Raw genomic sequence first — 12,921 nt, forward strand, 5'->3', positions numbered from 1 at the left:
TGGTTATTCCCAGATGGAGCTCGACCAGTAGCTCCCACTCCAAGTTCGGCCGCTCCAGGTGTTTCCTGACCAAGTTCGGCCGCTCCATGTGCGCCCGTCCCAGGTCGCCCCGCTCCAGGTGCGCCCGCTCCAGGTCCGGCCGTCCCAGTTGGTGCCGGACCAGTCCACCGCCGCCCACTTCGTCGCATCGGTCCAGACCGACCCGTTCCAGGTGCCGCCGCTCCACGCGGTGCCGGCCGTGGCGGCCTTGGCCCAGGTGGTGCCGTTCCACGCCTTGCCCATGATGTCCTTCTCGCCGGTCAGCTCGATGCCGCTGGCCGGGTCGGCCACGTGGGCGCTGCCGCGGGAGGCCTCCAGCGAGCCGGTGCCGGTCGAGGACGCCCACGCCTGGGTGGACGCGGCCACCGTCGGGGTCGGCGCGTTGATGGCCTTCTTGATGTTCAGCTCGCCTGCGCCCCGGCCGAGAACCTCGGCCTTGGGCATGACGTCGGCAGTGCTCGTCAGCAGCTCCTTCACCTGGTCGGGGGTCAGCGACGGGCGTTGCTGCAGCAGCAGCGCGGCCGCGCCGGAGGTGATGGCGGCGGCCTGGGAGCTGCCGCTGCCGCGGAAGTAGCGGCCCGTGGTGTCGCCGGGAACCAGCCCCGTGGGGTAGTTCACGTCGATGTACGAGCCGGGGTCGCGCAGGCCGACGATCGAGCGCCCGGGCGCGGTCAGGTCGACCGAGCGGGTGGCGTTGCCGCGGCTGCTGAAGTCGGCCACGACGTCGTCCGCGCGCGCCTCGGTGCCCTTCAAGTCGGCGGCACCGACCGCGATGACGTACGGGTTGGCGGCCGGCATCGACAGGGAGTCGCGGGTCGTGCCGTCGTTGCCGCCGGAGACGACCACCGTGATGCCCTTCTTCCAGGCCGACTCGACGGCGTGCGAGAGCGGGTCGAGCTGCTCGTCCTGGGTGGAGTCGGTGCCGAAGGACAGGTTGAGCACCTTGATGTTGAGCGCCGGGTCGTCGCGGTGCGCCACGACCCAGTCGATCGCCGCGATCACCTGCGACACGTCGGTCGCGCCGTCGGCCGCCGCGACCTTCACGCTGATCAGCGTGGCTCCGGGGGCCATGCCGGTGAAGTTGGTCGGGTCGCTGACCGTGAGCAGGTTGGTGCCGGGGTCGCGGCCGGCGATGAGGCCGGCCATGTGGGTGCCGTGGCCGAACGTGTCGCTGTAGCGCAGGTTCGGCGCCTGCGACTCGAACGACAGGTCCGGGCCGTTGATGATCCGGGCGTTGTCGTTGAGTCCGGTCACCTGCGACACGCCGGAGTCGATCAGCGCCACGCCGACGCCCGTGCCGGAGATGAGCCGGCCGGTCGAGTCCGGCTTCTTCCACACGTCGAGGGCCCCGGTGGCCCGCACGACGCTGAACATGGAGTTGGAGTCGCCGTCCGCGCGCCAGCGGGCGGCCTCCATTCCCACCTTTGCGTCAATGGTCACGCCGCGCACGCCGGGCGCGGCCTTGAGCGCGGATATCCGCTCGGGGGGTACCTCGGCCACGAAGCCGTCCACGACGGACAGCGGCCGGCCGACCGTGCCGCCGGCGCGGGCCACCGCGAGGGCGGCCGCGTCGGGATCGTCGTACTCGACGATCACACGGGTCAGTCCGGCCGTCGTCGCCGGCGAGGTGGCGGCGGCCGCCGGCCCGCCCGGCACGACCGCACCGGCCGCGATCGCGAGGATCGCGGCGGACGCGGCGCCCAGTGCGCTCCGGTATCTGCTTGGCATGCGGGCCCCTTCCATGGGTCGATGACTCGCTGTGATCCATGGTTGGCCAGCCGGTAGCGACTCGCTGTCAACAGGACGGTCAGTCTTCGCTCACGGTGCGCGACCCGACCCACGTCCCGTCAGGTCATCGTGGGAGATTTATCCGCTTTTGTACGTCTAATCGCCCCCGGTCCCGGCTGCGGGAGAACGTCGCGGGGCGGGACCCGCCCGTGCCCCGCGTCGCAGACCAGCGCGGCGTGCACCGCGGCACCGCAGCCGCGGTGGACGGTTTCCAGCGGCGGCCCGCCGGGGTCGGCGAGGTAGCGGTCGCCCCACTCGCGGACGGCGACGAGCAGCGGGTACAGATCGAAGCCCTTCTCGGTGAGGCGGTACTCGTCGCGCACCCGGGCGCCGGGCTCGCGGTAGGGCACGCGGCGCAGGATGCCGTTGTCGACGAGCACGCCGAGGCGGTTGGTGAGCACCTGCCGGGGGATGCCGGTCCGCTCGCGCATGTCGTCGAAGCGGAAGATGCCGTTGAAGACCTCCCGGAGCACGACCAGCGTCCACCGCTCGCCGAGGATCGCCATGGCCCGCCCGATGGTGCAGTTCTCGACCGACCATTCGAGTGCTCTAGGTCTCATGCCCCACAGGCTAGCGCCGGGCTGAGTCTTGTTGACAGATCCAGCACCGGCCGCGAGTCTGGGTCCATGACGCAGACCGAAGACGACCTCCGCCAACGCACGTTCTCGTGGTCCGATCCGATGCTCAACGCGGCGCAGATCGGCCGGCGGAGCGGTCTGGAGCTGCTGCAGGCGATGGGGCGCGGGGAGCTGCCGGCGCCGCCGATCATGCACCTGCTGGGGACCGGGGAGCTCGAGGCCGAGGCCGGGCGGGTCGTGGTGACGCTTGAGCCCCAGGAGTACCACTACAACCCCCTGGGCAGCGTGCACGGCGGGGTGCTGGCCACGCTGCTGGACACCGCCACGGGCTGCGCGGTGCACTCGACCCTGCCGGTCGGCGTGGGGTACACCACCCTCGACCTGACGACCAAGTTCCTGCGCCCCGCCTCGGTCGCCTCCGGGGTCCTCACCTGCGAGGGGACCGTGATCTCCAAGGGGCGGCGCACCGCGCTCGCCGAGGCCCGCATCACCGACGCCCGCGGCGGCCTGGTCGCGCACGCCACCTCCACCTGCATGCTCTTCGGCCTCACGGCCTCGTAGTTCACAGCTCGCGCACAGCTTGCCCGCAACCCGCCGGAAGGCTCGGGCCGCAGCGTGGAAGGCATGACAACCACGCTGACCCCACCGGCCGCGACGCCGGCCAGCCCCGCGGCCCGGGCCGAGGCGAGTGCCGGGACCCGGGCCGGCGATCCCCGCTGGGCGCGGCCGGCGCTCGTCGTGCTCCTGCTCGCCACCGGCGTGCTGTACCTGTGGAACCTCAGCGCCTCCGGCTGGGGCAACGCCTTCTACGCCGCCGCCGCGCAGGCCGGCGGGGAGAGCTGGAAGGCGTGGTTCTTCGGCTCCTCCGACGCCTCCAGCTTCATCACGGTCGACAAGACGCCGGGCGCACTGTGGATCACCGGCCTGTCGGTGCGGATCTTCGGGCTGAGCTCGTGGAGTGTCCTGGCCCCGCAGGCGCTCATCGGCGTGGCGACGGTCTGGCTGCTGTACCTCACCGTGCGCCGCTGGCACGGGCCGGCCGCCGGCCTGCTCGCCGGGGCCGTGCTCGCCACCACGCCGGTGGCCACGCTGATGTTCCGGTTCAACAACCCGGACGCGCTGCTCATGCTGCTGCTGGTCGCCGGGGTGTACGGCATGCTGCGCGCGATCGAGCGGGGCAGCACCTGGTGGCTGATCTTCGCCGGCAGCGCGGTCGGCTTCGGCTTCCTCACCAAGATGCTGCAGGCGCTGCTGGTGGTGCCCGCGTTCGGCCTGGCGTACCTCCTCTTCGCCCCGACCGGCTGGGTCCGCCGCCTGGTCCAGCTCCTCGTGGCCGGCGCGGCGGTGATCGTCTCGGCCGGGTGGTGGGTCGCGATCGTGACGCTGACCCCGGCTTCCTGGCGGCCGTACATCGGCGGCTCACAGGCCAACTCGATCCTGGAGCTCACCCTCGGGTACAACGGCTTCGGCCGGCTGACCGGCAACGAGACCGGCAGCGTCGGGGGCGGGGCCGGCGGCGGCTGGGGTGAGACCGGCTGGTCGCGGCTGCTCGACGGGCAGACCGGCGGCCAGGCGTCCTGGCTGCTGCCCGCCGCGCTGATCCTGATGGTCGCCGGCCTGGTGTGGTCGCGGCGCCGGGCGGCGTACGTCCTGTGGGGCGGCTGGCTCGTCACCACCGCGGTCGTCTTCAGCTACATGCGGGGCATCTTCCACGACTACTACGCGGTGGCCCTGGCCCCGGCGATCGGCGCGCTGGCCGGCATGGGCGCGGCGACGCTGTGGCGGCGGCGCGACGACCTCTACGCCCTGCTCGTGCTCGGCGGCACGGTCGCGGTCAGCGCGGTCTGGTCGTACGTCCTGCTCAACCGGGCCGCCGACTTCCACCCGTGGCTGCGCGTCGCCGTCCTCGTCACCGGCGCCGTCGGCGCCGCCGGGCTCCTGCTCAGCCAGCAGCTGCGCCCCCGCCTGCACCTGCTCGCCGCGGCCCTGGCCCTCTTCGCGGTCCTTGGCGGCCCCGTCGCCTACTCGCTCAACACGGCCGCCACCGCTCACACCGGCTCCATCGTCACCGCCGGCCCCGCGGTCGCGGGCGGCATGGGCCGCGGGCGGGGTGGCTTCCCGGGTGGTTTTCCGGGCGGCTTCCCGGGTGGCGGCAACGCCGGCGGTTTCAATCCCGGCGGCGGGCGTGGCGGCATGGGGGGCATGGGCGGCCTGCTCAACGCCACGACGCCGGGCAGCGAGGTGGTGGCGGCGCTCAAGCGGAACGCGTCCAGCTACACCTGGGTCGCCGCGGCGGTCGGCTCGAACAACGCCTCCGGCTACCAGCTCGCCACCGGGCTGCCGGTGATGGCGATCGGCGGGTTCAACGGCAGCGACCCGGCGCCGAGCCTGGCGCAGTTCCAGCAGTACGTGAAGGAAGGCCGGATCCACTACTTCGTCGGCGGCTCGGGGCTCGGCGGGCGCAGCAACGGCGGCAGCGGCGTGAGCGCGCAGATCGCCGCCTGGGTCGAGGCCAACTACACCGCCCAGACGATCGGCAACACCACCCTGTACGACCTGACCAGCTGACCCCATGGCAGCGAGCGGCCCCGCCATCGGCGGGGCCGCTCGCTGTTTTCACAGGTGGGGCACAGGTTGGCGGAAAGGTCCTGGCAGGTCCGGCGCCGAATCTTGCGGCATGAGCACTGAGACGCTTCCTCGCGCTGCGGGCGGGGGCGAGGGGAACGCCGGCGCCGTACTCGACGTCGTGATCCCGGTCCACAACGAGGAAGCCGACCTCGGGCCCTGCGTGCGGCGGCTGTACGCGCACCTGCGGGAGAGCTTCCCGTACCCCTTTCGGATCACCGTGGCCGACAACGCCAGCACGGACGGGACCGCCGAGGTGGCCGCGGCGCTCGCCGTCGAGCTGGACGGCGTCGAGGTGGTCCGGCTGGCGGAGAAGGGGCGCGGGCGGGCGCTGAAGGCGGCCTGGTCGGCTTCGGACGCGCTGGTACTGGCCTACATGGACGTGGACCTCAGCACCGACCTCAACGCGCTGCTGCCGCTGGTGGCGCCGCTGGTGTCGGGGCACTCCGACGTCTCGATCGGCACGCGCCTGGCGCGGGGCTCGCGGGTCGTGCGCGGGCCGAAGCGCGAGTTCATCTCCCGCAGCTACAACCGCATCCTGCGTACCGCGCTGAGCGCCAACTTCTCCGACGCGCAGTGCGGCTTCAAGGCGATCCGCCGCGATGTGGCCGAGCAGCTGCTGCCGCTGGTCGAGGACACCGGCTGGTTCTTCGACACCGAGCTGCTCGTGCTCGCCCAGCGCGCCGGGCTGCGCATCCACGAGGTGCCGGTCGACTGGATCGACGACCCCGACAGCCGGGTCGACATCGTGGCGACCGCCGTCGCGGACCTCAGGGGCATCGCGCGGCTCGGCCGGGCGCTGGTCACCGGGAAGCTGCCGCTGGCCGCGCTGCGCAGCCGGCTCGGGCGGGCGCCGCTGGTGGAGGGCGTGCCGGCCGGGATGCTGCCGCAGCTGCTGCGCTTCGGCGGGATCGGGATCTTCTCCACGGTGGCGTTCCTGGCCCTCTTCGCGCTGCTGCGTCCGGAGATCGGCGCGCAGGCGGCGAACTTCGTCGCGCTGCTGTCCACCGCGATCGTCAACACCGCGCTGAACCGCCGGCTCACCTTCGCGATCCGGGGCAGCGACGGCGCGGTACGCCATCAGGTCCAGGGTCTTCTGCTCTTCGCCCTGGGCCTCGCCCTGAACGCGGCGGCCCTTGCCGCGCTCAACCTGGCCGCGCCCGGGCACTCGCACGCCGCCGAGCTCGCGGTGCTGCTGGTCGCCAACGCGGTCACGACGCTGCTGCGCTTCGTGCTCATGCGGGTGTGGGTGTTCGGCGACCTCCGAGTGGACAAAAGGTTCAAGTCTGACACGCCGGAGTCGCCCGTACGATACCGTCAAAAGCGGTGAAAGCGGGATTTCTTCATGAAGTGCGCGACGGCGTCACGCCGCGCGCGGGTGCGCTGGTCCTCGCGGTTCTCGCCCTCCAGCTGGCGTTCATCGCCAGCTACATCGGGGCCTTCCACGAGCCGACCCCGCACCGGATTCCAGTTGCCGTCGCCGCGCCCCCGGAGGCGCTCGACGACCTGGTCGGCAAGCTGAACCGGCTGCCCGGCGACCCCCTGGACGCCCGGCCCGCCTTCAGCGAGGACGCCGCCCGGCGCATGATCGACCAGCGCGAGGTCTACGGCGCCTTCATCGTCTCCGGCACCGACGCCACCGACCGGCTCGTCGTCGCGAGCGCGGCCGGCGCCGGCGTCGCCACGGCGCTGACCCAGATCATCACGCCGCTGGAGGACGCCCAGGAGCGCGCCTTCACCACGGAAGACGCCCACCCGGCCCTGCTCGGCGACGCGCGCGGCCTGTCCGGGTTCTACCTGGCCCTGGGCTGGGTGGTCGGCGGCTACCTGGTCGCGATCGCGGTCAGCACGAGCAAGGGCTCGCGCCCGGCCAACCCGCACCGCGCGCTGGTCCGGCTGCTGTCCCTGGCGCTGTACTCGGCCCTGTCCGGCGTCGGCGGCGCCCTCATCGCCGGCTCCCTGTTCGGCGCGCTGGACGGGCACTTCGCGCAGCTGCTGTGGTTCGGCGCGCTGCTGGTCTTCGCGTCCGGCTGCTTCACGATGGCACTGCAGGCCGCGTTCGGCTTCGTCGGCACCGGGCTGACCGTGCTGCTCTTCGTGATCCTGGGCAACCCGAGCGCGGGTGGCGCCTACCCGGCCCCGCTGCTCCCGCCGTTCTGGCGCGCGATCGGCCAGTGGCTGCCCCCAGGGCTGGGCACGGAGGCGATCCGCGGCATCGTGTACTTCTCCGGCGCCGGCGTCCAGCGCGCCGCCATCGTCCTGGGCGGCTACGCCCTGTTCGGCCTGATCGGCACCCTGCTGGTGGCCCAGATCGCCCAGCCGCGCCAGATCGTCATCACCCCGGGCCAGAGCCTGATGCCGCTCGAACGCCGCGACGCCCTCGCCCCCTCGTCCCGCTCCTGAGCGGGCCAATTGTTCGGGTCATGAGCCAGGAGCACCTCGACCGGCCACCCCGCGGTCGCGCTCGAGCATCCGGCCGGGGCGTCACATATACGAAAAGTCCGACAATTCGCGGTGCGGAGCACCCGGCTTGTCGGTCACAGCTCTCACCGCCGATACCCGCGCATATGCGAAAAATCCGATATGTCGGCGGCTTCGGCCGCGAAGCGGCCGACATATCGGATCGCCGTCAGGACCAGGTGAAGACCGGCTGGCGGCGCTCCGCGAACGCGGCCAGGCCCTCCGCCAGCTCCGCCTCGTCCTGGGCCGGGGGCGCCCCGCCGCTCACCACCGCCTTCGTCGCGCGCAGGGTCAGCTGGGAGCGGGCGGCGATGGTCGTGGCCAGGGACTGTACGGTGCCGGCGAGCGCGGCATCGGGCACCACGAGGTCGACGAGCCCGGTGCGCTCCGCGAAGGCCGCGTCGAACAGGTCCGCGGTGTAGAGCAGCAGCTTCGCGCGGGCCGGGCCGACGAGGGCGGCCAGGCGGCGGGTCGTCGACGGCGGGTACACGATCCCGAGCTTGGCCGGGGTCACGCCGAAGCGGGCCGAATCGGCAGCTACCCGCAGGTCGCAGGCGACCGCCAGCTGGCAGCCGCCGCCCACGCAGAAACCGTCGACCCGGGCGATCGAGGGCTTCGGGAACTCGGCCAGGGCGCGCTCGGCGGTGACGGCCAGGCTCTCGTCGCCGGCCCGGGCGATCGCCGCCGCCTCGGTGATGTCGGCGCCGGCGCAGAACGTGCCGCCCGCGCCGGCCAGGATCAGGACGCGGACCGACGGATCCTTGGCCAGATCTTCCAACAGCGACGGCAGGGCGGACCACATGGCCGACGTCATCGCGTTGCGCTTCGGAGGGTTCGAGATCACGAGCGTGGCCAGCGGGCCGTCCTGGGTCAGGACCAGCTCGCCGGTCACCATTCGTGGACGGGGACGTTCGAGTGCATCCTCGGAAGGTACTCCGCCAGCAGTCTGCGCATGGTGGCGTCCCGCTCGACCGGGCCGGTGCCCTCGATCGCGTGCGCCGCCTCGACCAGCCAGGCGGCGCCGTTGCGCTGGGAGAGGCAGCGCTGCTCGATGATGCCGAGCAGGCGGTCGCGGTGGCGCGGGTCGACGCCCCACTCGTCCAGGCCCTCGTGGGCCAGGGGCAGCAGGCGGCGCAGGACCAGCTCGGTCACCGGCACCGAGCCGAGGCCGGGCCAGAAGACCGAGGCGTCGATGCCGTGGCGGGCCGCTGTGTGGAAGTTCTCCTCGGCGGCGCCGAAGGACATCTGGGTCCACACCGGGCGGTCCTGGGCGGCCAGGCGGTGCACCAGGCCGAAGTAGAAGGCGGCGTTGGCCATGCTGTCCACGACCGTCGGGCCGGCCGGCAGGACCCGGTTCTCGACCCGCACGTGCGGGCGGCCGTCGACGGTGTCGTAGATCGGGCGATTCCAGCGGTAGACGGTGCCGTTGTGCAGCGTGAGCTCGCCCAGCTTCGGGGCCGCGCCGCGCTCGAGCAGCGCGATCGGGTCCTCGTCCTCGCAAATGGGCAGCAGGGCGGGGAAGTACCGCACGTTCTCCTCGAACAGATCGAAGATCGAGGTGATCCAGCGCTCCCCGAACCAGACCCGGGGCCGCACGCCCTGGCTCTTGAGCTCTTCGGCGCGGGTGTCGGTGGCCTGCTCGAACAGCGGGATGCGGGTCTCGCGCCACAGCTCCTGGCCGAAGAGGTACGGCGCGTTGGCCCCCAGCGCCACCTGCACCGCCGCGATCGCCTGGGCCGCGTTCCAGCAGGCGGCGAAGCGCTGCGGCGCCACCTGCAGGTGGAACTGCACGCTGGTGCACGCGGCCTCGGGGGCGATCGAGTCGCAGCGCACGTGGAGGCGCTCGACCCCGTCGATGGCGATGAGCAGGTCCTCCCCGCGGGCGGCGAAGATCTGCTCGTTGAGCAGCGCGTAACGCGGGTTGGCCGACAGCACGTCCGGCGTGAGCTGGTCGCGGCGCAGGGTGGGCAGGATGCCGATCATCGCGAGCCGGGTGTCGACCTGGGCCGCGTGCTCCTCGGCGGCGTTGAGGCTCGCGCGCACCTGGGCCTCGAGGCGCGCCAGCCCGTCGCCGGCCAGCCGCTGGGGCGACACGTTGATCTCGATGTTGAACTGGCCGAGCTCGGTCACGAACGCCGGGTCGGCCATGGCGTCGAGGATCCGCTGGTTGCGAAGCGCCGGGTCGTGGTGCTCGTCGACGAGGTTCAGCTCGATCTCCAGGCCGCTCATCCCCTCGCCGGCCTCGAAGTCGGCCTCGGCGAGCATCCGCGCGAACGCGTCCAGGCAGCGGCGGACCTTGTCGCGGTACCGCATCCGGTCCACGCGGCTGAACACGGCCGACTCGACGTCCTTGCCCATGGATGCCACCTCCGCGGGGAAGAGCCGTGCAATTGGCATACCACGACGGGCCGGCTTTTATACCTGCCCGATCAGGCCGGACGCAGCGACAGGTGCTTGAGCGCCGCGTGGACGTCGCCCAGCAGCGGCAGGCCCGAGAGGTACTCCTGCCACGCCAGGCGGTCGTGCAGCCAGGCGTTGAGGTATCGCACGCACAGCTCCGGCGTGATCAGCTCCCGGCTGCTGTTCGCGGCCTCCAGCGACCGCAGTATCCGCAGCCCCTGCTCGGTCGGCGGCAGCCGCTTGGCGATGCCCTCGACGAACGCCCCGCGCCGGTCGAGGTAGTCGCGCCAGAAATCCACACCCGCGCAGCTGAGGTCGCGGCCGTCGTCGAGCAGCTCGAAGACGCCCTCGGCCAGCACGTCGCCGAACTCCTGGCGGCGCGCGCGGGTCGGGCCGTCGAAGGGGTCGTACGGCTTCTGCACGGCCAGGCCCGTGACGGCGACCCGGCGCCGGCGGACGTAGTCGAAGACGAAGAACCAGTCCTCGTTGTAGACGTTCGGGAAGAACGACCGGGTGCTGGCCGGCACCACCATCGCCCCGCCGCCGATGAAGGTGTCCTGGACGCCGCCGACGGCCCGGTTGGCGTGGCACACCACGGAGTTGTCGGGGAAGCCGGCGTTGGCCAGGCCCACGATGTCGTACTCCCCCAGCAGCCCCGCCGCCGCGCGCACGTCCTCGGCCGTGACCGCCACGTCGTCGTCGAGGAACAGCACCGCCCGCCAGCCGGGCATCATCTGCGCGACCGCGAGGCCGATGTTGCGCTTCAGGCTGGTGTCGGTGCGGCCCCGGAACGGCTTGGTGCGCAGCAGGTCGTCCGCGCTCGGCCGGGGCAGGCGGGCCCGCGGCGGCACGTCGACGGCGACCGCCCGCACCTCGGCGCGGTCGGCCTCGCTGCCCACCAGGCTGGCGCTGCTCCACCGGCTGCACAGCACCAGCACCAGGCAGTCGAGCTCGTGCGCGAGTCTGAGCACGGAGCGCACGAAGGTCACCGGACGGTTGGTGGGGACGATGATCGCGTCCACCCGTCCGTCCAACCAGCCGGGCGCGAGGCGGTCCGGCGTGAGCAGCTGCCTGTGGGAGAAGTGGTGGTGCGGGTCCACAGGCTCGGTCATCAGGCCCCCGACTCCACGATCAACGCCCTTCCCCGTACATCGGTCGTGTGCCCTGAACTGTACGACCCCGATGCCACCCCAAACATCTATGAAGATTGACAAATCAGGCGGAGTCCGAGGACCATTCGTGCAGCCGGATCGTGGGGTCGGTCCAGTCGGGGACGGTGACGATGCCGGTGACGATCCGCACCCGCGAGATCAGGCTGAACGCGGGCGCGCCACCGAAGCGGCGCTCCAGGTAGCGCAGGTTGCCCTCCCGCCAGTCGACGTCGGTGAGGGCGCGGACGATGCCGTAGGTGCCGCGGCCGTACACCCCGTTGAAGATCGTCACGGTGGTGCCCGCGCGGCTGTAGGGGTTGGGCGCGCGGCACAGGTGCGCCACGTCCTCGCGCAGGATCAGCCGCCCGTCCTCCCGCTTGAGCACCGGCAGCAGGGTGCGGGCAGTGCCGTCGGGGTCGCCGACCTCGAAGGCGCCGGCCTCGATGCCCTCCCGGCCGACCTGCGCGACCGGCAGGCGCAGCATGTCGTACATCTGCCGGGTCAGGGTGTTCCAGTCGACCCCGCCGAGCAGCAGCAGGTGCGTGTCGAGGTCGGCGCGGTCGAGGCGGGTCACCAGCTTGTAGCGGATGCGGTTGTCCGGGTTGACCTGGCGCAGGTAGCTGTAGAGCTCGAAGAGCGCGTCGGGGTCGGCGTAGCGGTACAGCTCGACGTGGTCCGGGGCGAGCGGGTCGGCGTACTCCCGCGCCGCCTGCAGCCGCTCCGGCAACTCGGCGCAGACCACGGTGAGGGGCTCGCCGGCCGGGTACCGCAGCGGGTTGAGCGGCTCGCTGTCCAGCCCGAGCGCCTGCTTGAGCTCGTCGTAGCGCACCCGCTCCTCGGGCGTGAGCTGCTCGACCTCGAGCAGGCTCGGCCCGCCCGGGCCGAAGGAGCGGTGGGTGGCGAAGAGCCGGGCGTACTTGTCCAGGTGCGCGTCCGTCGGCCGGGTCGCCCGGTCGCGCTTCTCCCACGAGGAGATCAGCGGGACGCTGACGCCGAACGCGCGCGCGAGGTCGCCCTGGCTGATCCGCCCGGTCGCCAGCCCTCGCGCCGTCGTGCGCAGCTCCCGCAGGACCGGCGCGAGCGGTTCCCGGGCCGCCAACACTCCCCCTTCAGCCGACTTCAGCCGCCGGCGGCCGGTGGCCCGGCCATCCGCAGAGGCCATAAGCGTCCCCACCGGCGTTGTTTCAGCCGACGCTGAAACCATAGGCTGCGGATCGAAAGGAGTCGAGGGCTTCAGGACATCGCTGAAATTCAGTCTCGCCGACTGAACCGAGGGGGGTCGGAGTGGTGTCCTCCGGTCCGGTCCAGCGCACGTGGGCCCCGCCGGGCTTCCAGGTCGGCCCGGCGGTTCGACCCGCCCGGGCCGCCGATCTGCCCGAGCTGGCCGGCACCTTTCGACAGCTCCGGTACTTCACCGAGCGAATCGCCCGCCAGCCCCGCCTCGGCATCCTGTTCGTGGCGCACGCGGGCAACCGGCTCGCGGGGACGGCGTTCCTGCGCATGCAGGCCGCCGAGGAGTGGGAGCTGCGCCAGCGGCTGCGGGGCGTGCCGATCCTGAGCAACGTACAGGTGGCGCCGGACCTGCGCCGCCAGGGCGTGGGGTCGGCGATCATGCGGGCCGCCGAGGGGTACGCGCGGGCACGGGGCCGCGCGTACATCGCGCTCGGCGTGACCGCGACCAACGCCGCGGCCCGGCGGCTCTACGCCAAGCGCGGTTACGCCGAGTGGGAGTTCGGCGAGGTCAACGCCATGGTCGTCGAGTACGGCACGGACGGCGGACGCCGGTTCAGCACCGAACGCTGCCTGATCATGGTGAAGCCGCTGGGGTGCGTCCGGTCACCCCAGCGGCGTCGGACGAGCCAACGTCAGACGGCCTGAAC

At 72.3% G+C, this 12,921-nt stretch carries 11 protein-coding genes; 5 read left to right on the forward strand and 6 right to left on the reverse strand.

Annotated elements, in window-relative coordinates; genetic code table 11:
- Positions 1-3: 3 nt before the first annotated feature.
- Positions 4-1,767, reverse strand: coding sequence for a S8 family serine peptidase (locus ACQPY0_RS54980; RefSeq protein WP_432980596.1), 1,764 nt, complete (start codon positions 1,765-1,767; stop codon positions 4-6).
- 119 nt (positions 1,768-1,886) lie between these two features.
- On the reverse strand, positions 1,887-2,387 hold the full coding sequence (locus ACQPY0_RS54985; RefSeq protein ID WP_432980599.1) for a winged helix-turn-helix transcriptional regulator: 501 nt from the start codon (positions 2,385-2,387) through the stop codon (positions 1,887-1,889).
- A gap of 66 nt (positions 2,388-2,453) precedes the next feature.
- Between ACQPY0_RS54985 and ACQPY0_RS54990 the strand changes: the two genes are divergently transcribed.
- The 4 genes from ACQPY0_RS54990 to ACQPY0_RS55005 all read left to right on the forward strand — a co-directional run bounded on the left by ACQPY0_RS54990 (position 2,454) and on the right by ACQPY0_RS55005 (position 7,433).
- Positions 2,454-2,966, forward strand: a complete 513-nt coding sequence (locus ACQPY0_RS54990) for a PaaI family thioesterase (RefSeq protein ID WP_432980602.1) — start codon at positions 2,454-2,456, stop codon at positions 2,964-2,966.
- A gap of 63 nt (positions 2,967-3,029) precedes the next feature.
- Positions 3,030-4,973 (forward strand): ArnT family glycosyltransferase, encoded by a 1,944-nt coding sequence (locus ACQPY0_RS54995; protein WP_432980605.1) that lies wholly within the window; start codon positions 3,030-3,032, stop codon positions 4,971-4,973.
- Between the two features lie 109 nt (positions 4,974-5,082).
- On the forward strand, positions 5,083-6,360 hold the full coding sequence (locus tag ACQPY0_RS55000; RefSeq protein WP_432980607.1) for a glycosyltransferase: 1,278 nt from the start codon (positions 5,083-5,085) through the stop codon (positions 6,358-6,360).
- Positions 6,357-7,433 (forward strand): hypothetical protein, encoded by a 1,077-nt coding sequence (locus ACQPY0_RS55005; protein ID WP_432980610.1) that lies wholly within the window; start codon positions 6,357-6,359, stop codon positions 7,431-7,433. Before ACQPY0_RS55000 ends, ACQPY0_RS55005 begins: the two co-directional genes overlap by 4 nt.
- Positions 7,434-7,659: 226 nt before the next feature.
- Here ACQPY0_RS55005 and ACQPY0_RS55010 read toward each other — a convergent pair whose 3' ends face one another.
- From ACQPY0_RS55010 to ACQPY0_RS55025, 4 genes are all read right to left on the reverse strand, one after another.
- Positions 7,660-8,385 (reverse strand): enoyl-CoA hydratase/isomerase family protein, encoded by a 726-nt coding sequence (locus ACQPY0_RS55010; protein ID WP_432980613.1) that lies wholly within the window; start codon positions 8,383-8,385, stop codon positions 7,660-7,662.
- On the reverse strand, positions 8,379-9,848 hold the full coding sequence (locus ACQPY0_RS55015; protein WP_432980616.1) for a glutamate-cysteine ligase family protein: 1,470 nt from the start codon (positions 9,846-9,848) through the stop codon (positions 8,379-8,381). Before ACQPY0_RS55015 ends, ACQPY0_RS55010 begins: the two co-directional genes overlap by 7 nt.
- Positions 9,849-9,919: 71 nt before the next feature.
- A complete protein-coding gene (locus tag ACQPY0_RS55020) occupies positions 9,920-11,002 on the reverse strand; it encodes a hypothetical protein (protein ID WP_432980619.1) in 1,083 nt (360 codons plus the stop codon).
- A gap of 103 nt (positions 11,003-11,105) precedes the next feature.
- Positions 11,106-12,140 carry a helix-turn-helix domain-containing protein gene (locus tag ACQPY0_RS55025; RefSeq protein WP_432980622.1) on the reverse strand — a complete coding sequence of 345 codons (1,035 nt, stop codon included), beginning with the start codon at positions 12,138-12,140 and terminating at the stop codon, positions 11,106-11,108.
- Positions 12,141-12,328: 188 nt separating this feature from the next.
- Between ACQPY0_RS55025 and ACQPY0_RS55030 the strand changes: the two genes are divergently transcribed.
- Entirely contained in the window at positions 12,329-12,919 is a 591-nt protein-coding gene (locus ACQPY0_RS55030) for an N-acetyltransferase family protein (RefSeq protein ID WP_432980625.1), read from the forward strand.
- Positions 12,920-12,921 lie beyond the last annotated feature (2 nt).

This window comes from Dactylosporangium sp. CA-233914 (assembly GCF_050942935.1).
In the GTDB taxonomy this organism is placed as follows: domain Bacteria; phylum Actinomycetota; class Actinomycetes; order Mycobacteriales; family Micromonosporaceae; genus Dactylosporangium.

What these genes read in the sequence shown, in the direction of transcription:
- ACQPY0_RS55010 (WP_432980613.1), bottom strand. Translation starts at nt 8,385, where the DNA reads ATGGTGACCGGCGAGCTGGTCCTGACCCAGGACGGCCCGCTGGCCACG.
- ACQPY0_RS54995 (WP_432980605.1), top strand. Translation starts at nt 3,030, where the DNA reads ATGACAACCACGCTGACCCCACCGGCCGCGACGCCGGCCAGCCCCGCG.
- ACQPY0_RS55015 (WP_432980616.1), bottom strand. Translation starts at nt 9,848, where the DNA reads ATGGGCAAGGACGTCGAGTCGGCCGTGTTCAGCCGCGTGGACCGGATG.
- ACQPY0_RS55020 (WP_432980619.1), bottom strand. Translation starts at nt 11,002, where the DNA reads ATGACCGAGCCTGTGGACCCGCACCACCACTTCTCCCACAGGCAGCTG.
- ACQPY0_RS55000 (WP_432980607.1), top strand. Translation starts at nt 5,083, where the DNA reads ATGAGCACTGAGACGCTTCCTCGCGCTGCGGGCGGGGGCGAGGGGAAC.
- ACQPY0_RS54980 (WP_432980596.1), bottom strand. Translation starts at nt 1,767, where the DNA reads ATGCCAAGCAGATACCGGAGCGCACTGGGCGCCGCGTCCGCCGCGATC.
- ACQPY0_RS54985 (WP_432980599.1), bottom strand. Translation starts at nt 2,387, where the DNA reads ATGAGACCTAGAGCACTCGAATGGTCGGTCGAGAACTGCACCATCGGG.
- ACQPY0_RS54990 (WP_432980602.1), top strand. Translation starts at nt 2,454, where the DNA reads ATGACGCAGACCGAAGACGACCTCCGCCAACGCACGTTCTCGTGGTCC.